Origin of the sequence: Thiohalocapsa marina (genome assembly GCF_008632335.1) — a bacterium.
GTDB classification, from domain to species: Bacteria; Pseudomonadota; Gammaproteobacteria; order Chromatiales; family Chromatiaceae; genus Thiohalocapsa; species Thiohalocapsa marina.
In genome coordinates this window covers 12998-33953 of record NZ_VWXX01000006.1, presented here as the reverse complement: position 1 = coordinate 33953, position 20956 = coordinate 12998, and the positions used below count along the sequence as shown (strand labels likewise).

The following is a 20956-nucleotide window of genomic DNA, read 5'->3' as shown; positions in this document are numbered from 1 at the left end:
CGACGGACGACACCACCGCATGCAATGGGAAACCGTGATCGGGCTGGAGATCCACACCCAGCTCGCGACTGAATCCAAGATCTTCTCCGGCGCCGCCACGGCCTTTGGCGCCGAGCCCAACACCCAGGCCTGCGCCGTCGACCTGGGCCTGCCCGGGGTGCTACCGGTGCTGAACCAGGGGGCAGTGCAGCGGGCGGTGCGCTTCGGCCGCGCCATCGGCGCCGAGATCGCGCCTCGGTCGGTGTTTGCACGCAAGAACTACTTCTATCCCGATCTGCCCAAGGGCTACCAGATCAGCCAGTTCGAGCTGCCGGTGGTGGGCAGGGGCCAGGTGGAGATCGTGCTGGACGACGGCCGCGTGAAGGTCATCGGCGTGACTCGGGCGCATCTGGAGGAGGATGCGGGCAAGTCACTGCACGAGGACTTTCCCGGCTCGGGTGGCGGCATGACCGGTATCGACCTGAACCGCGCCGGTACACCGCTGCTGGAGATCGTCTCGGAGCCGGACATGCGCTCGCCGGAGGAGGCGGTGGCCTATGCCCGCAAGATCCATCAGCTGGTGCGCTGGATCGGCATCAGCGACGGCAACATGCAGGAGGGCTCGTTCCGCGTCGATGCCAACATCTCGCTGCGGCCCAAGGGCCAGCAGGCATTCGGCACCCGCGCCGAGATCAAGAACATCAACTCCTTCCGCTTCCTGCAGAAGGCGCTGGAGTTCGAGATCGAGCGTCAGACGGACATCCTGGAGGACGGCGGCACGGTGGTGCAGGAGACGCGCCTGTACGATGCCAGCAAGGACGAGACCCGCTCCATGCGCAGCAAGGAGGAGGCGAACGATTACCGCTATTTCCCCGATCCTGACCTGCTGCCGCTGGAACTCGACGACGCCTTCATCGACGATGCCACCCACGACCTGCCGGAACTGCCGGACGCCATGCGCCACCGCTTTGCGGCGCAGTACGGGCTCAGCGACTACGATGCGTCGCTGCTGACGGCGAGCCTGGCCATGGCGCATTACTTCGAGGCCGTGGTGGACCGGTGCGGCGACGCGAAGCTGGCCGCCAACTGGATCAACGGCGCGCTGGCCGCGGCCTTGAACAAGGACGATCGCGACATCGCCGGCAGCCAGGTGTCGGCGGCGCAACTGGCGGGCCTGATCGCGCGGATCCAGGACGATACCATCTCCGGCAAGATCGCCAAGCAGGTGTTCGACGCCATGTGGGCCGAGGGCGCCGATGCCGACACGGTCATCGAGGCCAGGGGGCTGAAGCAGATCACCGACAGCGGCGCCATCGAGGCGATGATCGACGGCATCATCGCCGCAAACCCGGGCCAGCTGGCGCAGTATCGCGCCGGCAAGGAGAAGCTGTTCGGCTTCTTCGTCGGGCAGGTGATGAAGCAGAGTCAGGGCAAGGCCAACCCGCAGCAGGTCAACGCCATCCTGAAGGCAAAGCTTGCCGGCGAGTGATGCTTCGAAGACGGGGCAGTGTCCTCAACCGGACATATCTAGCCGCCAAGACGCAGAGCGCAGTCGAAGCGCGTTCGTTGACTTCCGTCCCTGTTCTCTGCGCCCTCAGCGACTTGGCGGTTTGAATCGGAATGTGCGGTCAAGGGGATCGCGTCAGAACGGCAGCGGGCCCTCGTCGTCGTAGGGGGGCGGCTCCTCGGGACCGGGCTGGCCACCACCGTCCTGGCCGCCTGCCGGCGCCACGCGCCAGGCCTTTACATCGGTGTACCAGCGGCCGTTGTACTCGCGGCTCTCCAGGTCGATGCTGACCGTCAGTTCCTGGCCCTGCTGGATGCCGAACTGGTCGATGCGATCGCCCCAGACCATGAAGCAGACGCTCTTCGGATAGTCCCCCGGGATCTCGATCACATACTCCTGCTTGCGCCAGGGGCCCCGCGCCGAGGTTCCGGATTTCTCCGGCAACACCTGCATGATCCTGCCTGTCAGTTCCAAAATTGCTTGCCTCCATTGAGGGTCAGTGGGTCCATGGGTTTCGCTGCCCCTGTGTCGTCAGGGTGCTGGCCCGGGGTGCTGTCAGGATGTCGACCTGGTACCACTCTGCGGGTCAGCGCCCGCTGCTGGTCTGCTCCAGACGCCCCCGGGCGAGCCGGCCCTCGTTGGTGCCGGGGTAGCGTCTGGCAACATCGGCGAACACCCGCCGCGCCTGCTCCAGATCGCCCTGTTCCTGGTAGACGTAGCCGAGCTTGAGCAGGGCGCCGGGCACCTTGGGGCTATCCGGGTAATCGGTGACAAGCCGGTTGAAACGGGTCATTGCGGCCGGGTAGTCCTTGGTCACGTAGCCGATCTCGCCCAGCCAGTAGGCGGCATTGTCTGCATACTGTCCCCGCGGGTAGCGCGCCAGCATGTCGGCGAACGCGTCCTTGGCGCCGGTGTAGTCGCGTTCCTTCAACCGCTCGAACGCGGCGCGATAGGCCTCGCGTTCGCCGCCGCCCATGTTCTCCGGCGACGGCAGCGCCAGCAGCCGGCCGTCAGCCCCCTGATCGTCGAAGCCGGTATCGAGGCCGATATCGGGACCCGTGCCGCTGCCAATCCCTGAACCAGACCCGGAACCAGCGCCGCTGCTGCCGAGGCGCCCGGGCGCCGGCCCAAACAGGGAGTCCACCGCCGCGCGATCGAACATTGGCGCACGCTCGGCCCCGCTGTCGCCCCCGCGTGGCCAGGGGTCGCGGTCACGCGCCGCCGGTGGCCAGGGCAGCGCATCGGCCCCGGGATCCGGCTGCAGGCTGTCGCCTCCGAGCCGGCGCAGCTGGAACTGCTGCATTTCCACCAGTCCGCGCAGCTCCTGCACCTCCTGTTGCAGCCGCTGCAGTTGCAGCACTACATCGGACAGGGTCTGCTCCTGTCCGAGGCCGCCATAGGCCGAGACCGGTGCCGACGCCGGCGTGGACATTTGCCCACCGGACCAGCCCTGGGCCGAGGCGGCCGGACTCGCCAGCCCGATGCTCAGGGACAGAGCCAGTGCCGATGCCAACGCAGCGGACAACCGTGCGACGGGCGCATTGGCGGCGGTCGCCACGACAAGCGAGGCGTCGGGGGGCATGGCGCACAGCCGGCGGCGCAGGAGTTGGTTGCTGGGCCTGGACATCGCGATCTCCGTCAGTAGACCAGTTCAACACGCCGGTTCTGACTCCAGGCCTGATAGTGGTGGCCCGGGTCAGCCGGCCGCTCTTCGCCATAGCTCAGTGTCCTGAGTTTCGCGGCGGGCACGCCTTCGGCCATCAGGAAGCTCTTGACCGCCTCGCTGCGGCGCTCGGCCAGGGCCAGGTTATAGTCGCGGGTGCCGCGTTCGTCGGCGTGGCCCTCCAGCGTGACCGAAGCGCCCGGCGTCTGCGCCAGGTACCGGGCATGGGCACGCAGCAGCGGGGCGTACTCGGCCGGCACCGCGGCGGTGTCGTAGTCAAAATAGACGATCTTGCGGTAGACGGGGCTGGAGGGATCATCCAGCGGTGAACCGTCGCCGGTTCCCAGCGGCCGCGTGGTGGCGCCGCCGGAACCCGGTGCCGCGGCATCGCCATCGCCGCCCACGGGTTGCCCGGCACAGCCGGTCAGAGCGAGCACCGCGGCGACCAGCAGGCCCGGAAGCAGGCGCCGGACGGTCAACGACGGCTGGGACGGCTGGCCCCGGGCCCGCAGGCGCTGGAAACAGGACGGATTCAGGGTCACGGAATCACTCCTCCGGTCGGGAACGGATACGTCGGTTGGTCGCCGGAAGGCACGGCTCGGCGCCGGATCATCGCACCAGTGGCGACCAGGCCGGCTCGCGCACATCGCCGAAGTCCTGCGACAGTCGCTGCGTGGCGCCGCCACTGATGGAAACCACGGCCAGCACGCCGCGGCCGTTGTTCTGTGTGGCGTAAATTATCATGCTGCCGTTGGGCGCGAAACCGGGGGACTCGTCCAGGGTGCCACTGCTCAGGGCCCGCGAGGAGCCGCCCCAGGCGTCCGTCAGCACGATGAAGAAGCGTCCGGCGTCACGCCGTACCATGACCAGTGACCGGCCATCGGGGGAATAGGACGCCGCGGCGTTGTACTCCCCGTCGAAGGTCACCCGCTGGGCCGTGCCGCCGGCGGCGCCCACCCGGTAGATCTGGGGCTTGCCGCCTCGGTCGGACGTGAACACCAGATGTCTGCCATCGGGGGCCCAGGCGGGCTCGGTGTCGATGGCGTAATGCTCGGTCAGCCGCGTCAGCTGCCCCGAGGCCAGATCCATGACGTAGATGTCGGGGTTGCCGTCCCTGGACAGGCTCATGGCCAGTTGCCGACCGTCCGGCGAAAAGGCCGGCGCACTGTTCATGCCCTCGAAGGCCGCCACCCGCTCGCGGCGCCCGCTGGCCAGGTCCTGAACGTAGATCGCCGGCTGGTGGTTCTCGAACGACACATAGGCCAGCCGCCGCCCGTCCGGCGACCAGGCCGGTGACATGATCGGCTCCGGCGAGTCGACGATGGTCTGTGGATTGTAGCCATCGGCGTCGGCCACCCGCAGCGCCACGCGCGCCTCGCTGCCGCTGCCGCTGCTGGTGACATACGCGATGCGGGTGGAGAACACGCCCGGCTCGCCAGTGAGCTGCTCATACACCGCATCGGCAATGCGGTGGGCCGCATGGCGCAGGCCGTTCTCGCTGGACGGCATCGAGTTGGACAGCAGCTGGCGGCCGGTGAAGACGTCGAACAGCGCATAACGCACCTGATACCCGCCGCCGGCAGCGGCCGCGATCTCGCCCACCAGCAGTGTGTTCATGGCCAGCAGTTGCCACTCGCGGAAGTCGATGTCTTCCTGGCGATGCGGCGTCATCAACATCTCGCGGCGGGACATGGGATCGAAGCGGCCGCTGCGGGCGAGATCGGCCGCCACCACCTCGGCCACGTCCACCCGCGGCCGGGCGCCGTCGAGACTGCCGAAGGGCACCACGGCGATGGGCTGGGCGCCCTCGATGCCGCCGGTGATCTCGATGGTCAGCTTGGCCTGCACACCCGTGCTGAACAGCACCAGCGCGAGCAGGCCGAGCAGCAGCCGCCCGGACAGCAATGCAGGCAGCGGCCCTGACACTTGGGGGCGCAGGGCCCGGTTGCGGCGATCGGCTGTCATGGCGATGAGGCCTCGCTAGGGTTTGAAGACAAAATTGAAGTCGCGGAACAGGTCGAACTCGTCGCCCTCCGGCACCGGCAATGGCGATGCCCGATAGATGGCCACCACCACGGACTGGTCGAAGGCGGCGTTGCCGCTGCTCTGGACCACACGCACGCTGCCGCTGACCACTTGGCCGCCGGGTTCCAGCCGCAGGTTGACGACGGTCTCGCCGCCCACCTGGACATTGGCCGGACGGACCCAGAACTGGCGCACGCGGCCCTGGATGGCCGGCACCCAGATGCTGGCGATGCGCGCCCGGGCGGCCGCTGCCCGCTGTTGCTCGACGGCCTGCATCGCCTGCTGCTGCGCAGCCATGTCGGCGGCCATCTCCGCCGCCAGCGCCGCCTCGAGTTCGCGCTCCCGGGCCTCGGCGGCCGCCCATTCGCGTTCACGCTCCGCCTGCCGGGCCGCGGCTTCTTCGTCACGGCGGGCCTGTTCCTCGGCCTCGCGTCGCTCTCGTGCCTCGCGCTCGCGGCGTTCTGCCTCAGCCGCCAGACGCCGACGTTCCTCCATCTCGGCGCGGGCGCGTGCCTCTTCGCGGGCACGTTCCGCGGCCTGCTCCGCCACTCGGCGCCGCAACGCCTCTTCCGCCCGCTGGCGTTCCGCCTCGGCCTGACGCTCGGCCTGACGCTGGGCCTCAAGTTCGGCCTGGCGTTGCGCTTCCCGTTCCGCTTCTGCCCGACGCCGGGCCTCGAGCTCGGCCTGGCGCCGGCGTTCCTGTTCAGCCTGGCGTTGCGCTTCCCGTTCCGCTTCTGCCCGACGCCGGGCCTCGAGCTCGGCCTGTCGCCGGCGTTCCTGTTCAGCCTGACGTTGCGCTTCCCGTTCCGCCTCGGCCCGACGCTGCATGGCGTCGAATGCCGCCTGGCGTTGCCGCTCGGCCTCCCCGTCCGGCTCGGCGACTGTGGGTGGCGGCTCCGGTACTGGTTCAGGTACTGGTTCCGGTTCCGCTACTGGCTCTGGTCGTGGCGCCAGTTGCGGCTGGGGCTGCGGCGCCACCGGCTGGGCCTGCAGCGCCTCGACGCGACGCTGGATATCCGGCGACAGTGTCATGCGCGCCTGCACCACACTGTCCGCGCCGCCCAGCTGCTGGTTGCGCATGGACCAGTCGATCCCGCTGAACAGCAGCACCGCGAGGACCAGGTGCAGGATGACGGACCAGAGGTAGGCCTTGGGAAAGCGCCGCAGGATCTGCCACATGGCGGTCCCGTCAGTCCGCCCGGTCCACCGGCGGCCGCGTGACGAGCCCGACGCTGGGGACGCCTGCGGCCTGGGCGGCGACCATGGCGTCGATCACCCGACCGTAGGCCACCGCAGCATCGGCGCGGACCATCACCGCGGTCTGCGGCGCCCGCTCCAGCACCGCACGCACCTGATCGTACAGCGTCTGCTGATCAACCGGCAGCAGGTCAGCGTCGCCGAGGTCCAGGTAGGTGTCACCGAACTGGTCGATGTGGATCACCAGCGGCGGCGCCCCGTCGTCGGGCTGGGGCTTGGCCTCGGCCTGGGGCAGGTCCACCTTGACGCCCTGGGTGATCAACGGGGCGGTGACCATGAAGATCACCAGCAGCACCAGCATGACGTCGATGTAGGGCACCACGTTGATGTCCGCCATCGGTCGCCGGCGGTTGCGCCGGTCCTTCCTACTCATGGCACAGGCTCATGACACGGGCTCTGGACACTGGCTCTGGGCACGAGTCAGGCCACCGCCGCACCGGCACGACGACCCTGGCGCTGCAGCAGGGTGGAGAATTCCTCCATGAACTCCTCATAGCGGTTGTTCAGCCGCTCCACCTGACTGGAGTAGCGGTTGTAGGCCACCACCGCCGGGATCGCCGCGAACAGGCCCACGGCGGTGGCCACCAGCGCCTCGGAGATGCCCGGCGCCACCAGCGCCAGGGTGGCCTGCTGCACGTTACCCAGGGCATGAAAGGCGTGCATGATGCCCCAGACTGTGCCGAACAGCCCCACGTACGGGCTGGTGGAACCCACGGTGGCCAGGAACGGCAGGTTGGATTCCAGTCGGTCCATCTCGCGGCTCAGGGCCACCCGCATGGAACGCTCTGCGCCCTGGATCACGGCCATGGTGTCGTCCGGCTCGATCTTGCGCAGCCGCACGTATTCCTTGAAGCCGTTGCGGAAGATCGCGGCCAGGCCGCCGAGCGCCTTTTCCTGCTGGCCCAGTTCGCGGTACAGCGCACTCAGATCGCCGCCGGACCAGAACTCGGCCTCGAACGCGTCCGCGGCGCGACGCGCCCGCCGAAGCACCCGCGAGCGGTCGAAGATGGCGGCCCAGGACACCACCGACGCCAGCACCAGCACCAGCAGCACCAGCTGCACGACGAAGCTGGCCTGGGAGACCAGGTCGAACAGTGACATCTCAGATCCCATGGATGCTCTCCGGTGACTTGTCCGATGACAGGGCATGGCCCTGGCTCGCCGCCTGGACGGCGCCCTGCATGGCCCGTGCGACCGCGTCGGGGATCCGCGTCGGTCGCAACCGATCGGCGCTGACGCAGGCCAGTTCAACCCGGGCGCGGCAACACAAGGTGCCACCGGCGTCCCGGAGGATCTTTTGCTCGAAGTCCAGACTGGCCCGCCCGAGCCGCACCGGTACGGACAGCACCATGAGCCGATCGTTGAACAACGCCGGCCGAAGGTAGTCGATCGCGAGCCGGCGCACGGCGAACAGCACGCCCTGCTCAGCGCGCAGCCGATCCTGTTCGAAACCCAGGTCGCTCAGCCACTCGGTGCGCGCCCGCTCAAGGAAGTTCAGATAATTGGCGTGATAGACCACGCCGCCGGCGTCGGTGTCTTCGTAGTAGACACGTACGGGCCAGCGGAAGGCCGCGTGCTGGATGGACTGATCGGCCGCCATGGACTCCTGTCCCTCTGCAAAGGCCGGTCAGTCTACCCAAAACCGGAGGTGGGGTGAAGGCAAGGGGTGTGCAGATGCCTTCCGCAAAAGGGGCGGATCAGCCGGCATCGGCCGTTCCGCCCCTTCGTCCAGACGATATGCGTCAGCCGGCGCTGCGGGCCATGGCGTGGGGGTCTACATCCTGATCCGCCAGGGATTCCGGCAGGAACTGCAGCACCCGGATGCCCACGGCGGTGATCAGCATGGCCACGCCGACGCCGCCGATGCCAAGCAGGATCTCCGGGAAGCTCGGTGCATAGCCCGCCACCGTGCCGCCGATGTCGCCGGGCAGGCCGAACTCGATCACCGTCTGGCCCGGGAACATCTCCAGCGGATAGGCCTGGCTGCCGATGATGATCACGTACAGCGCCGCCAGACCACCCACGATCACGAAGCCGCAGGCCGCCGCCACCCAACTGGCGGACTTGCTCCGCTCCGGGTGGTACAGGATGCCCAGGGGCACGAGGCCGCCGACGAGCACCCAGCCGAACCAGAACAGGAAGGTGTAGATGCCGCCATTGACCAGGATGAAGCTTTCCACGTCGCTGTACTTGGCACCGTATAGCTTGGTCAGGTGGTAAACCAGCGTAAAGTACAGCACGGCGCCGACGAAAAGCGCCAGCAGGTTCTTCAGCCGTTTGAGCATGCGCTCGCCGATGGGGCGCTCGTCCAGGTGGAAGCTGAACATCAACACCAGGATGTAGACCGCCAGGCCGTAGGCGAAGGACATGACCACGAACATCGGCGCGAGGATGGCGGTGTCATACGCCTGCCGACCCACCAGGAAGCCGAAGATGGAGCCGGTACCGGTCGTGAGCGCCAGTCGCCAGAGGAAGGCGAAGGTGCCCACCGGCCGCATGAAGGGGTTGCCCTTGCGCTCCGCCATGGTCCACAGGTAGCCCACGGTGATGATCAGGAAGCCGGTGTAGAGGAAGATGTTCCAGGCAAAGATGGAACTGAAGTTGTAGGTGGTCATGGCCACCACCAGCCGGTCCGGACGGCCCAGGTCGAGCACCAGCACCAGCAGACCGCCCACCAGCAGCGCCGATGCGAGCAGACCGGACAAGCGACCCAGTGGCTTGTACAGCCTTTTGCCGAACACCGTGCCGATGGACGCCACATTGAGGGCGCCGGACGCGGCGACGATCAGGAACACGGCAAACACGTGCGGCATGCCCCAGACCACGGAGTTGGTCATGCCGGTGACCCAGTGGCCCTCGTGCTCCATGTAGAGCGCGGCCGCGCCACCGATGGCGATGACGCCGGCCAGGATGGCAAGGATGCCCCAGTAGCGCTCCGGGGCGATGCGCCATTCTCGGTAGACGATTCTTTTCATAGCGGCTTCTCTATGAGACTCCAGATGGTGCAGAGGCGCGCGGACGGCGTGGCGGCGGGCGCCGCATCACAGGCCGGCGTAACGTACGCCCGTGTTCAAGCCGAGATTCTCCCGGACCTGGCGACTGGGCTGGGCCCGCAGCGCCTGCCGCAGGGGACCGTTCGGATCCTTCAGGTCGCCGAACAGGATCGCGCCGTGGCCCTGCTCGGTGCAGGCGTCAGCGCAGGCGACGGACAGGTCGCCCTCGTCCAGCCGATGCACGCACAGATTGCAGCTCTCCACGCAGCCCTTGCCGCGGGGTGCCCGGGTCAGCTTCTCGGCGACCTTCTCATGGATGAACGAACGCGCCTTGTAGGGACAGGCCATCATGCAGTAGCGACAGCCGATGCAGGTGTGACGGTCCACCATGACGATGCCGTCGGCGCGCTTGAACGAGGCGCCGGTGGGGCAGACGTCGACGCAGGGCGGATTGGCGCAGTGCTGGCACATCAGCGGCAGATTGGTCACATGACCGCTGATGTTGTCCTGCACCTTGACCTTGCGGATCCAGACCGCGCGCTGATCCTCCCACTTCAACGGATCGGCGCCCTCGGGCCTGGTCTGCAGGTTCAGGCCATTCTCCTGTTCGCAGGCCTCGACACAGGCGCGGCAACCATCGGCGCACTTGGCGGTATCGATCAGCAGGCCCCAGCGATGCAGGTCGGTCACCGGCTCGGTGCGGGGTGCGGCCTGGGCCAGCTCGTGCAACACCAGGCCGGGCGCAACTGCGGCGGCGCTGACGCCGACGGCCCCGCCGAGAAATGTCCGGCGTCCGTTGTCGACGGCGGTTTCTTTGTCGTTGTGCGTGTCGGTCATTTGCTCTGGCCTTCGGATCCGGTGCCCTCGGTGATCAGCCCGGTCAGCCCCATGTGCGCATGGGCCGCCGCGGTGGCCTGATTCCAGTCGCTGCCTTCCGGAATGGTGGCGTGGCAGTCGAAACAGTTCAGCGTCACGGCCGTGTAGTCGTGGCAGGCCTCGCAGAACTGACCGTCGGCGTTGATCGGGATCGGCTGCTGCCGGTCGTCGACGCCGGCGTGGCAACTGACGCAGCCCGCCAGGCTGTGCTTGGTGGAGCGGATGCCGTCATGCACGGTGGCGTCCCGCTGGTGCCGGATCAGCTCCATGTGATTGCGCCGCATGTACTCGGTGGGCTCGACGCAGTTCTCCAGGCCCGCTGCCTTGGAACCCTCTACGACGAAGCCGCCGACGACCTCGGCCTGCGCCGCCAGGGCCCACAGGGCCCCGGCCAGACCGAAGACGACGAGGCCGCCGTGATGCATGGCTCTAGCCATCGACGCCTCCAGGTTGGTTGATGCCATGTGCTTGCGGGACGTGACTATTCGCCCAGCCCCATCTTGATGTAGCCGGTGGGGCAGACATCGGCGCAGATATGGCACCCGATGCAGCGGGAGTAGTCGGTGTCCACGTACCGCCCGGTGGTGTACTGGTCCTTCTTCACGCGGAACACGGCATCCTGGGGACAGAAGATGACGCAGTTGTCGCACTCGAAGCACAGGCCACAGCTCATGCAACGCTTGGCCTCGGCGACGGCCTCTTCCGTGCTGTAGCCGATCACCCGCTCCTTGAAATGTCCCAGCACCTCCTCGGCGCTCGGCACCTCTTCCTTGCGCAGGTTGCGCGGCTCGTACTTGAAGTGAGCCAGGAACAGCTCGTCGTGCGGGATGATCTCCGCGCCGGAGCGGTCCTCGTAGTTGTGGATGGCAAAGTTGCCGGACGATGTGCCGCGCATGTCGCCGCGGTCGGCCGCCTTGAAGGCCTCCGGTGCCAGATGCTGCTCGGTCATCTTGGCCAGCAGGTCGAAGTGATGCACGTCCACCTTCGGCCGGCGGCGGTTCTCCTCCTGCTTGACATAGGCATCGATGGACTCCACCGCGATCCATGCCTGGCCGATGGCCGTCGTCAGCAGGTGCGGGCGGATGATGTCGCCGGCAACGAAGTGACCCGGCTTGTCCGGCACCTGGTAGAACTTGTCGGCATTCATCAGGCCACGGCCGTTGTCGAACGCCTCCAGGCCGGTCAGATCACCGCCCTGGCCGATGGCCGACACCACCAGGTCTGCCTCGATGACGCGCTCGGTGCCTTCCACCGGCGTCGGGCGGCCGTCTTCCATCTTGCAGTCGGCGACCTTCAGGCCGATGGCGCGCCCGGCGTCGTTCTTGATGACCTCCACCGGCATCACGCCATCCAGGATGGTGACACCCTCGTGCAGCGCATCATGCACCTCGTGCTCGGCGGCAGTCATCTTGTCGCGGGTGAACAGCGAGGTCAGGGTCACCTCGGCGCCTTCGGCAGCGGCAGTGATGGCCGCATCGTGGGCGACGTAGCCGTCACGGATCACGGTCTCCGGCAGGTCGCTCTTGCCGGACTTGGTGATGTGACCCAGGCGGCGGGCGACGGAGACCACGTCGATGGAGGTGTCACCACCACCGACGCAGACCACCTTGTCCGCGGTGACCTTCATGCGGCCCTCGTTGAACGCCTTCAGGAAGGCGACACCAGAGACGCAGTTCGGGGTACCTTCCCAGCCGGGCACGGGCAGGCCGCGCCCGGACTGACAGCCGATGGCCCAAAGGATGGCGTCATAGTCCTGCTCGAGCTGCTCGACCTGCACGTCGACACCGATGCGGGTGTTCAGCTTGACCTCGACCTGACCCATGTCGAGGATGCGGTTGATCTCGGCGTCCAGGGCGTCGCGCGGCACACGGTAGCCGGGGATACCGTAGCGGAACATGCCGCCGAGACCATCGTTGGCCTCGAAGATGGTGGCCGCATGGCCCAGACGGCGCAGCTGATAGGCCGCCGCCAGACCCGCCGGGCCGCCGCCGATGATGGCGATGCGCTTGCCGGTGTCCGCCGGTGCGGGCGCAAACTTGTAGCCCTTGGCGATGGCGGTGTCGCCGATGAATTGCTCGACGGCGTTGATGCCGACAAAGTCTTCCACCTCGTTGCGGTTGCAGCCGTCCTGGCAAGGCGCCGGACAGACACGACCCATCATCGACGGGAAGGGGTTTGCATCGGTGGAGCGACGGAAGGCGTATTCCTCCCACTCGACGCCCTCGGGTGGCTGCTCCATGCCGCGGACGATCTGCAGCCAGCCGCGGATGTCCTCGCCCGACGGGCAGCTGCCCTGGCACGGGGGCGTCTTGTGCACGTAGGTCGGGCACTTGTGGGAGGTATCCTGGACGAAGATCTTTTCGGTGAGATTGTCCCAGACATTGTCGCCGTCTTCGTAACGGCGCCAGGAAAGCTTGGTCATTTCATCGCTGGAGGTTGCCATGGATTACGCTCCTTACGCTCGAGCCGTGGCTCGGTCTTATCGATGGTCCTGCGCCGGCCGGGGCCGGACAGGGCCGTTAATCGCTCCGTGCGAGATGCCGGGCGGCGTCAGGCCGCTTCGTCCTCGACGGTGTCCTCTTCGTCGTCGTCCGCCTGTCCGGTCAGGACCAGGGCGTTCGACACCAGCTGGTGCACGCTGACGATCTGGTCCATCTCCATGCCGTAGTACGGCAGCACCTTGGTGAACTGGCTCTTGCAGATGGCGCAGATGGCGGCCATGTGCGTCACGCCCTTTTCCTGCATGACGTTGTTCAGCGCCTCCACCCGGGGCTGGGCGCCCTTGACCCGGATCTCCATCAGGTCGTCCGTGAGCAGGCCACCGCCGCCACCGCAACAGAAGGTGCGATCGCGGATGGTCTCCTCGTCCATGTCGTAGAAGTGGTTGCAGGTGGCGCGAATGATGGCGCGCGGGATGTCGAATTGACCACCGGGCCGGTCGCCCATGCGCGAGGCGCGGGCGACGTTGCACGAGTCGTGGTAGGTCAGCACCATGTCATCGTTCTGGGTCTTGTCGAAGCGCAGCTTGCCTTCCTGGATCAGGCCGTAGGTGAACTCGCAGATGTGCTGCGGCACCGGGTAGCGCGGATCCAGGAAGTCCCAAGGTCCGGCCAAGGTGTTCAGAAAGCTGTAGGCCACACGCCAGGCATGGCCGCACTCACCAAAGACGATGCGCTTGACCTTGAGCTTGATGGCCGCCTCGCGGATGCGCATCGCCACCCGGCGCATGTTCTCGTAGGAGCCGATGAACATGCCGAAGTTGGCCGCCTCGGAGGCGTGGGTGCTCAGGGTCCAGGACACGCCGGCCTCGTGGAAGACCTTGCCGTAGCCGATCAGGCCGTCGACATGGGGCTCGGCGAAGAAGTCAGCTGAGGGCGTAACCAGCAGGATCTCGGCGCCCTCCTGGTCCAGCGGGTACTTGACCTCGACCCCGGTGTCATCGAAGACGTCCTCTTCCAGGCCCTCCAGCGTATCCGCCAGCGCCGGCCCGGGCAGGCCCAGGTTGTTGCCGATCTTGTAGACCTTGCCGATGATCTCGTTGCAGTACTTCTGACCGACACCGATGGAATCCATGATCTCGCGCGCGGCCATGGAGATCTCGGCGGTGTCGATGCCGTACGGACAGAACACCGAACAGCGGCGACACTGGGAGCACTGATGGAAGTAGCTGTACCAATCGTCCAGCACCTCCTCGGTAAAGTCCTCGGCACCCACCAGCTTGGGGAAGAACCGGCCAGCCAGGGTGAAATAGCGCCGGTAGACCTTGCGCATCAGGTCCTGACGCCCGACGGGCATGTTCTTTGGATCCTTGGTGCCCAGATAGTAATGGCACTTGTCGGTGCAGGAACCGCACTTGACGCAGGAATCCATGTAGACCCGCAGCGAGCGATAGCGGCTGAGCAGGTCACCCATCTTGGCGATAGCCTTCGGCTGCCAGTCGTCCACCAGCGTGCCCGGGAATCCCAATGCCCCCTGGAACTCTTCCTTGGACTTGAACGGGGCCGAGTGCGCCATCACACCGGGCTCGATGGTGGGGATCTCGGCGTACTGCTTGAGCTCGGGAACCTGGAAATCTGCCTTGGCCATGAATCAAACTCCGGAATGGACTCTGTCTCGGGGTGCGCCTGAGTTCAGCAGTGGACGCTACTGCGCCTCCTGCTCCTGCTCCATGCGCTGAGCCCAGGGGGCGATGTGACGCTTCTCACGCGGGTTGTCCACCTGATTGCGTGTCGGGCTGAAGAAGAGCCCCGGCATGTGCAGCAGTTTGCTGTAGGGGAAGATGATCATCAGCGCGGCTACCAGGAACAGGTGCAGCAGCAGGAATGGATCCGCCGGCAGCTGATTGATCTGTCCGACGTACAGGCCCTGGAAGAATTCCTTCACCCGGACCACATCGGTGTGCAGCACGAAGCGCATCATCAGTCCACTGAGGCCGATGGCCACCAGCAGGCCCAGGATCAGGTGGTCCGACAACGACGTGATGTAGCGCACCCGGTCCACCAGCAAGCGGCGGGCCCAGAGACCGGCCAGGCCGATGACCATGGCGATGCCGCCGTAGACGCCGAAGGGCTGGATGAACTGCAGCGGCGCTGGCACCGGATCGACGAAGTAACGCAGGTGCCGCAGGGTGACCAGGAACAGGCCAAAGTGGAACATCCAGCCGAAGATCCAGATCCACTTGTTGCCGCGGAACAGGCTTTCGAAGAAGACCACCTCGCGGGTGATGCGAAAGGCGACCCCCGAGCGCGTGGTCGGCGCGGGGGTCGTCGGAATCTTGAGCGGCGCGGGGGTGCGGGCGTACTGCACGATCTTGGCGATCAGGCCGGCAATCAACACGAAGGCCGCGAAATAGTACAAATAGGCGTAAACACTCGACAGAAACGACATGTTTCCGCTACCTCAGTGATTTCGTGGGAGGGCCGCTGTCGGACGCCGCCGGTGTGCGACTGTCTGCTTGCCCCTTGATCGATGCAGCGTGCACCGGAGCCGTTGCCCCGGTCGAGTCCGTAGACATCGACCGGGACCGGACCGGGTGGCGCGAGACCTGCCGGCGCGCCACCGGTTCAGCCGCCGAGGCGGCTGGTCGTCGGATCAGACGCAGCCCGTGGGCTTCGGCAGACCGGCGTAGCGGCAGGCCTGCTTGGCCGGACCGTAGGGGAACAGGCCGTACAGGTACTTGCTGTTGCCCTTGTCCTTGCCCATCTTCTTGCCGACGGCCTTGGTCAGCACGCGCACCGCCGGAGCGATCTGGTATTCCTCGTAGTACTCGCGTAGAAAGTTGATGATGTCCCAGTGCTCGTCGGTCAGTTCCAGATCGTCTTCCTTGGACATGACCTCGGCAACGCCCGGCTCCCAGTCGTTGATGTTGGCCAGGTAGCCTTCTTCGTCGGTCTCGTAGGTCTTACCGTTGACTTCGATCGCCATGGTGATTCTCCCGTGTTTTCGGAATGGTTGAATGGATGGATTACAGCCAGGCCTGGACCTTGTCGCTCTCCGCGGCAAGATCCACGAAGCCGGCATAGTCCACGACGCTGATGCCTTCGATCACGCGCTCGTCGGTGAAGCCGCGCGCCTTCAGGTCCGGGCCCAGCACGTAGACCTTGGCCGAATCCAGCGCTTCTGTCACGCGCTGTTCGATGGCGGTGCCCTTCAGCGCGGCATAGACGCCGTCCTCCAGCAGCAGCACGCTGGCGCCGCCGGTGACGTAGTTCAGACAGGCGTCAAGCGAGTTCTTCTCGAAGGGGGACTTGTTGACGGTATGCAGAGTGCTCATCGGGTGTGCTCGCTCTCGTCGCTCGTTGCAGGAAATGGATCGGGACGGCTCAGAAGCTGAAGACGACGTCAGCGCCGTCCATCAGGGCCGCCATCTCCGAACGGGAAACGAGATGGATCGAATCCTTCTCGGCATAGTCCTCGTCCTCGTCCTCCCACACCAGGTGCTGGAGGTCGTCCAGTGACAGGCCGCGCTCGTCGAGGGATTCCTTCTCGACGTAGATCTTCTTCACCTCGTAGTCGCCCAAGGCGGCATAGGTGGGGGAGAAGTTCTTCATGCCGATTTCGCTGGTGTCCTGGCCCTTGGTCAGCTGGTAGACACCGTCATCGACGAAGGCCAGGCTGACGTCCTGGTCGAAGGCGGCACCGATCAGCACCACCTCGAGGGATTCCCAGGCGTAGATGGTGCCATAGGGCGCCTTACGATTGAGATAGAGGAAATTCTTGACTGTTTCGGACATGGTCTTGCTCCGTGGGCGAGATGGGAGACGTCAGTCGCCGAAGACGACCAGGCGGTCCGACTGGATGGCCGCCTCGACCAGCTGCCCCAGCCCGGAGATGCGAAAGCGCGGATGGATGTTGGTCGCGTCCTTGCCGTTGCGCTTCGCCTCGCCCTCATCCACGACGCCGCGGCGCTGTGCCGCTGCCACGCAGACGACCATGTCGAGGTCGTGTTGCTCCGCCAGTTCAGCCCAGCGCTCGACGATGTTGCGGTCGTCCTGGGGCGGCGTGGTCAGCCGCGTCGAGTTGTTGACGCCGTCGTGATAGAAGAAGACGCGAAAGATCTCGTGTCCCTTCTCCAGCGCGGCCTTCGTGAAGAAGTACGCCGAGTCGGACGCCTGGTGCTGGTAAGGTCCTTCGTTGATCTGGATTGCAAACTTCATAACGACCTCGGTTGGAATGGTTCCGCCGCCTTCGCCGGTCCCAGGGACTCAGCTGTCCCCGGGCCGGCGATCGGCGCGGCTCAGAAGCGGATGTAGGACGAGCTGTTGAAGCTGGCCCGGGCACCGCGCCAGGTATCGATGTGATACTTGGTGAACGGCAGCTCCACTTCCTCGAAGAAACGCGGCCAGCCGATGCGCTCGATCCACTCGTTGACCCGCTCCCAGTCCCGCGCGCCTTCCTTGTAGGCCTTGAGGATGCGTTTGACGATGGCGGTCGCTTCCGGCCAGCGCGGCGGGTTGTTGGGGATGCCGGCGGCCACCAGCTTCTGAAAGGTGGGCTTGCCGCGGGCGTTGGAGTGGTTGCCGCCGACCCAGATCGCCAGCTTGGTGTGCTCGGCGTCGTTGATCTGCATGGGTGGGCAGGGCGGATAGCAGGCGCCGCAGCAGATGCACTTGCGCTCGTCGACCTCCAGCGAGGGCTTGCCGTTGACCATGGCCGGGCGGATGGCGGCCACCGGGCAGCGGGCGACGACCGACGGGCGCTCGCAGACGTTGGCGACCAGGTCATGGTTGATCTTCGGCGGCTTGGTGTGCTGCACGTTGATGGCGATGTCACCCTGGCCGCCGCAGTTGATCTGGCAGCAGCTGGTGGTGATGTGCACGCGGTTGGGCATGTTGGCGTTGCGGAACTCGTCGATGAGTTCGTCCATCATCGCCTTGACCACGCCGGAGGCGTCGGTGCCGGGGATGTCGCAGTGCAGCCAGCCCTGGGTGTGCGAGATCATGGTAACCGAGTTCTGGGTGCCGCCGACGATGAAGCCGGCGTCTTCCAGTGCATTGATCAGCGGCGTGACCCTGGCCTCGTCAGTCACCATGTACTCGATGTTGGAACGCAGCGTGAAGTGCACGTAACCGTCGGCGAATTCCTCGCCGATGTCGCACAGCTTGCGCAGCGTGAAGACGTCCAGGATGCGCTGGGTACCGGCCTTCACGGTCCAGACCTCGTCGCCGCTGAAGGCCACGTGGCGCAGCACCCCCGGACGGGGATGTTCGTGATACTTCCACTGCCCGAAGTTCTTCCGCATCACCGGGTGCATGTACTGCCACGGATCGGGGCAACCGCTTTCGATGGGCTCGCGCATTTCTTTGGCCATCGAGTATCCTCCAAGTCGTTAACTGTTCGTCCGAAGGGGGAGACCGGACCGCGCGCTCCGGAGCAGGCGGTCCCTGTCGAGAATGGTTGTCAGCCGGCGGCCTTCTCGGCCTGCCGCTCGAACCACGCCTCCGCAGCCTCGTCCCAGCCATCCATGCGGATGTAGGAACTCTGGCGCGGGTGGCTCAGCATGTTCGGATCAGGCTCGATGCCGATGCCATCAAGGAAGTTGGCCAGGCCGATGCGCTCGATCATCTCGCCGCAACGCTCATGCTCGAGGCCGTTCTCGGCCCAGAAGTCGATGATGCTCTCGGCCAGCTCGACCAGCTCTTCGTAGTCTTCTTCGGTCTCGAGCTTCTTGAACGGCACGACCACGGTGCCCATCAGATCGCCGATCTTCAGCGTGCGCTTGCCGCCGATGAGGATGGTGACGCCCTTGTCGTCGCCGGGATGCAGCGCCTTGGGCATGACGTTCAGGCAGTGCATGCAACGCACGCAGTCGCGGTTGTTGACGGCCAGGCTGTCGTCGTCGTTCAGCGACAAGGCCTGGGTCGGACAGCGGGTGATGACGTTGTCGATGATGTACTGGCGGCCCTTGGCCTTGACGTAGGCCTTGACCTCGTCCTGGTCCACCTTCATGTCGTCACGCCAGGTGCCGAGGACAGCGAAGTCGGCGCGCTCGATGGCGTTCTGGCAGTCGTTGGCGCAGCCGGACACCTTGAACTTGAACTTGTACGGCAGGGCCGGGCGGTGCACATCGTCGACGAAGTTGTTCACCAGCAGACGGTGCGCCTTGAGCTCGTTGGTGCAGGACATCTCGCAGCGGGATGCACCGACACAGGACATGGCGGTACGCACGCAGGGACCGGCACCGCCAAGATCCCAGCCGTATTCGTTGATCTCGTCGAAGAAGTGCTGCGTCGACTGGGTGTCGGCGCCGATGAACATGATGTTACCGGTCTGGCCGTGGAAGGTCACCAGACCCGAGCCGTGCTTCTCCCAGCTGTCGGCCAGCTGGCGCAGCATGGCGGTACTGTAGTGGTTGCCCGCCGGCGGCTGCACGCGCAGGGTGTGGAATTCCTTCGACTTCGGGAAGGCGTTGCCGACCTCGGAGAACCGCGGAATGATACCGCCACCATAGCCGTAGACCGACACGGTGCCGCCCTTCCAGTAACCCTTGCGGGTCTCGTAGGAGTGCTCGAGCTGGCCGAGCAGGTCGTTGGTGACCTCGTTGATGCGCGGCTCGGGGTGCTCGTCGCGCAGTCGCTTGATGCCGGAGATGAAGCTCGGCCAGGGACCGTCCTCCAACTGGTCGATCATCGGGGTATGGTGCTTCTCAATCGCCATTTCGCTGTCTCTCCCATCGAGAAAGGACGTGGATTATCGTCTCGCGTAACGACCCCGTTCGGCTGCAGCCGGCCATGCGCCACGCCCTTATCGTCAGGCGGGGCGGGCGTTGCCCGGCAGGGTCTGCTTCGCGTCGGTAACTGTCCGCTCACCGTCGGCCATGCCGTCGACGGTGCCCGGTATGCGCGAACTATACGTCGCGCGTGCCGGTGTAAACACTCCTCCATCGGGGGGTAGTCCCCTGGGTTCTATCCCGAATGGGATATGTGATGTGGAGTTTTTTTGTTTTGCTGATCAACGCGCTAGCCGCGCGTATCGTGGTTTTCCTCAAGGTTGGCGAGTCTAACCCCCGGACAGCGGCCATGTCAACGTATCCTAATATTAGCGCCCCCTGATCGACACCCTGCCGATCGACCGTTGTTTTCCCTCATATCCGGCTTCACCTTTTCCGCCAGACAGAACAAATGCCGTTCCCGCAAGCGGCCGCGGCGATACAGACAGCAGAGAACAGCGCGTCATGTTGAAACTCAGTGAAATACTTGTGTCGAGACAGGACATCGACAGCTTTGATGACCTGCTCGTTGCGGTCCAGGACGTCGCCCGCACCGGCGAGCGCTTCTTCCGCATGGACGTGAAGCCGCCCTATCCGGACACCCCGGAGAACTGGGAGGACCGGCTGGAGGCCGCCTTCAGCGGCCTGGTCCGCTAGCCCTGCCCTGCAGCCAAGCTCTACAGCCACGTCCGATTAGGTAACCCGGCCCATGAAACAGTTTCAGATGACCGACCGCCTGGCAGACACCGCCGCCGACTCCATCCGTCACCAGGGCGCCGAGGAGGCCGCGCTGGAGTCGCACTTGCTGGCGCTGCAGGAGGAGTTCGAGGGGCTGACCCGGCTCGGCGGCCGTTCGGCCGACATCGCCGAGCTCAAGCTGCAGATGGCACGCACCCTGGTGGGTCTGGACCGCGGCGACGAGGCCTGGCCGCTGGCCCGGGAGGCCCTGGATGCCTTCATGGCGGTGGAGGCGTTCGAGTCCGCGGCGGACTGCTGCGAGGTGCTGTTCCGCACCGAGCAGCCCGACTCCCTCAGCGCCCTTGGCCAGGGGATCTGGCTCGCGGTGACCTACCCCATCGACCCGGAGCTCTCCATCGAGCTGCTGTCGCACATTATCGACGAGACCCCGGACGACTCCGACGGCGCGGCGGTGGCCGCCACCACAGCGCTGTTTCTGGCCGACGTGCGCAGCGAGGGCGTACAGCGGGAGAACCTGACCTTCTTCGCTTCGCAACTGCTGGGCGACGTGGCGCGCCGGCACAGCGGCGTCGACAGCCAGGCCGCCTTCGACCTGTGGCGCGACCGGCTGGAACTGCGGGAGCCGGAGAAGTTCCTGGTCCGGCTGCGCAACATCGTCGACGTGCTGGTGCAGGACAACTGGTGGTTCGACCCCGAGGCCCTGCGCGCGCGACTGCCCGACGCCATCGGGCCGACGCAGTAGTCGCGCC

Annotated in this window: 23 protein-coding genes; 3 read left to right on the top strand and 20 right to left on the bottom strand. The window is 66.0% G+C overall.

The features are described 5' to 3' along the window. Nucleotides 1–19: 19 nt before the first annotated feature. A complete protein-coding gene (gatB, locus tag F2Q65_RS06325; RefSeq protein ID WP_150091559.1) occupies nt 20–1468 on the top strand; it encodes an Asp-tRNA(Asn)/Glu-tRNA(Gln) amidotransferase subunit GatB in 1449 nt (482 codons plus the stop codon). 153 nt (nt 1469–1621) lie between these two features. Here the strand turns inward: gatB and F2Q65_RS06320 are convergent, their stop codons facing one another. The 20 genes from F2Q65_RS06320 to dsrA all read right to left on the bottom strand — a co-directional run bounded on the left by F2Q65_RS06320 (nt 1622) and on the right by dsrA (nt 19456). Continuing rightward, complete coding sequence (locus tag F2Q65_RS06320) at nt 1622–1960, bottom strand: DUF3127 domain-containing protein (RefSeq protein ID WP_150091557.1); 339 nt, start codon at nt 1958–1960, stop codon at nt 1622–1624. 112 nt (nt 1961–2072) lie between these two features. Further along, complete coding sequence (ybgF, locus tag F2Q65_RS06315; protein WP_150091555.1) at nt 2073–3113, bottom strand: tol-pal system protein YbgF; 1041 nt, start codon at nt 3111–3113, stop codon at nt 2073–2075. Between the two features lie 11 nt (nt 3114–3124). After that, on the bottom strand, nt 3125–3691 hold the full coding sequence (pal, locus tag F2Q65_RS06310) for a peptidoglycan-associated lipoprotein Pal (RefSeq protein WP_246156019.1): 567 nt from the start codon (nt 3689–3691) through the stop codon (nt 3125–3127). A gap of 67 nt (nt 3692–3758) precedes the next feature. Next, on the bottom strand, nt 3759–5114 hold the full coding sequence (gene tolB / locus F2Q65_RS06305) for a Tol-Pal system beta propeller repeat protein TolB (protein ID WP_150091551.1): 1356 nt from the start codon (nt 5112–5114) through the stop codon (nt 3759–3761). Nucleotides 5115–5129: 15 nt separating this feature from the next. Then, nucleotides 5130–6353: a cell envelope integrity protein TolA gene (gene tolA / locus F2Q65_RS06300; RefSeq protein ID WP_150091549.1), complete on the bottom strand. Its 1224-nt coding sequence runs from the start codon at nt 6351–6353 to the stop codon at nt 5130–5132. A gap of 10 nt (nt 6354–6363) precedes the next feature. Beyond that, the gene (gene tolR, locus F2Q65_RS06295; protein WP_150091547.1) at nt 6364–6804 is read right to left on the bottom strand and encodes a protein TolR; all 441 of its coding nucleotides are present in this window, start codon (nt 6802–6804) and stop codon (nt 6364–6366) included. A 47-nt stretch (nt 6805–6851) separates the two neighbouring features. Further along, nucleotides 6852–7544 carry a protein TolQ gene (tolQ, locus tag F2Q65_RS06290; RefSeq protein WP_150091545.1) on the bottom strand — a complete coding sequence of 231 codons (693 nt, stop codon included), beginning with the start codon at nt 7542–7544 and terminating at the stop codon, nt 6852–6854. Then, the gene (gene ybgC / locus F2Q65_RS06285; protein ID WP_150091543.1) at nt 7534–8031 is read right to left on the bottom strand and encodes a tol-pal system-associated acyl-CoA thioesterase; all 498 of its coding nucleotides are present in this window, start codon (nt 8029–8031) and stop codon (nt 7534–7536) included. The genes tolQ and ybgC overlap by 11 nt, the downstream gene beginning before the upstream one ends. Before the next feature lie 142 nt (nt 8032–8173). Then, a complete protein-coding gene (gene nrfD, locus F2Q65_RS06280; protein WP_150091541.1) occupies nt 8174–9406 on the bottom strand; it encodes an NrfD/PsrC family molybdoenzyme membrane anchor subunit in 1233 nt (410 codons plus the stop codon). A 66-nt stretch (nt 9407–9472) separates the two neighbouring features. After that, a complete protein-coding gene (gene dsrO, locus F2Q65_RS06275) occupies nt 9473–10261 on the bottom strand; it encodes a sulfate reduction electron transfer complex DsrMKJOP subunit DsrO (RefSeq protein ID WP_150091539.1) in 789 nt (262 codons plus the stop codon). After that, nucleotides 10258–10737, bottom strand: a complete 480-nt coding sequence (locus F2Q65_RS06270; protein ID WP_211353970.1) for a sulfur reduction protein DsrJ — start codon at nt 10735–10737, stop codon at nt 10258–10260. Before F2Q65_RS06270 ends, dsrO begins: the two co-directional genes overlap by 4 nt. Nucleotides 10738–10781: 44 nt before the next feature. After that, nucleotides 10782–12743, bottom strand: a complete 1962-nt coding sequence (locus F2Q65_RS06265) for an NAD(P)-binding protein (RefSeq protein WP_150091537.1) — start codon at nt 12741–12743, stop codon at nt 10782–10784. Between the two features lie 107 nt (nt 12744–12850). Continuing rightward, nucleotides 12851–14386, bottom strand: a complete 1536-nt coding sequence (gene dsrK, locus F2Q65_RS06260; protein WP_150091535.1) for a sulfate reduction electron transfer complex DsrMKJOP subunit DsrK — start codon at nt 14384–14386, stop codon at nt 12851–12853. A gap of 57 nt (nt 14387–14443) precedes the next feature. Next, nucleotides 14444–15187 (bottom strand): respiratory nitrate reductase subunit gamma, encoded by a 744-nt coding sequence (locus F2Q65_RS06255; RefSeq protein WP_150091533.1) that lies wholly within the window; start codon nt 15185–15187, stop codon nt 14444–14446. A gap of 204 nt (nt 15188–15391) precedes the next feature. Then, on the bottom strand, nt 15392–15724 hold the full coding sequence (locus tag F2Q65_RS06250; protein WP_150091531.1) for a TusE/DsrC/DsvC family sulfur relay protein: 333 nt from the start codon (nt 15722–15724) through the stop codon (nt 15392–15394). Nucleotides 15725–15764: 40 nt separating this feature from the next. Continuing rightward, entirely contained in the window at nt 15765–16073 is a 309-nt protein-coding gene (tusB, locus tag F2Q65_RS06245) for a sulfurtransferase complex subunit TusB (protein ID WP_150091529.1), read from the bottom strand. A gap of 49 nt (nt 16074–16122) precedes the next feature. Continuing rightward, nucleotides 16123–16533 (bottom strand): sulfurtransferase complex subunit TusC, encoded by a 411-nt coding sequence (gene tusC, locus F2Q65_RS06240; protein WP_150091527.1) that lies wholly within the window; start codon nt 16531–16533, stop codon nt 16123–16125. Between the two features lie 30 nt (nt 16534–16563). Further along, nucleotides 16564–16956, bottom strand: coding sequence for a sulfurtransferase complex subunit TusD (gene tusD, locus F2Q65_RS06235; RefSeq protein WP_150091525.1), 393 nt, complete (start codon nt 16954–16956; stop codon nt 16564–16566). A gap of 80 nt (nt 16957–17036) precedes the next feature. Next, nucleotides 17037–18110, bottom strand: coding sequence for a dissimilatory-type sulfite reductase subunit beta (gene dsrB, locus F2Q65_RS06230; RefSeq protein WP_150091523.1), 1074 nt, complete (start codon nt 18108–18110; stop codon nt 17037–17039). 89 nt (nt 18111–18199) lie between these two features. Next, entirely contained in the window at nt 18200–19456 is a 1257-nt protein-coding gene (gene dsrA, locus F2Q65_RS06225; RefSeq protein WP_150091521.1) for a dissimilatory-type sulfite reductase subunit alpha, read from the bottom strand. Nucleotides 19457–19973: 517 nt separating this feature from the next. On the opposite strand from dsrA, the gene F2Q65_RS06220 reads away from it, so the two are divergent. Then, nucleotides 19974–20165: a sulfur relay protein DsrC gene (locus F2Q65_RS06220; RefSeq protein ID WP_150091518.1), complete on the top strand. Its 192-nt coding sequence runs from the start codon at nt 19974–19976 to the stop codon at nt 20163–20165. A gap of 52 nt (nt 20166–20217) precedes the next feature. Next, nucleotides 20218–20949, top strand: a complete 732-nt coding sequence (locus F2Q65_RS06215) for a hypothetical protein (protein ID WP_150091517.1) — start codon at nt 20218–20220, stop codon at nt 20947–20949. Nucleotides 20950–20956 lie beyond the last annotated feature (7 nt).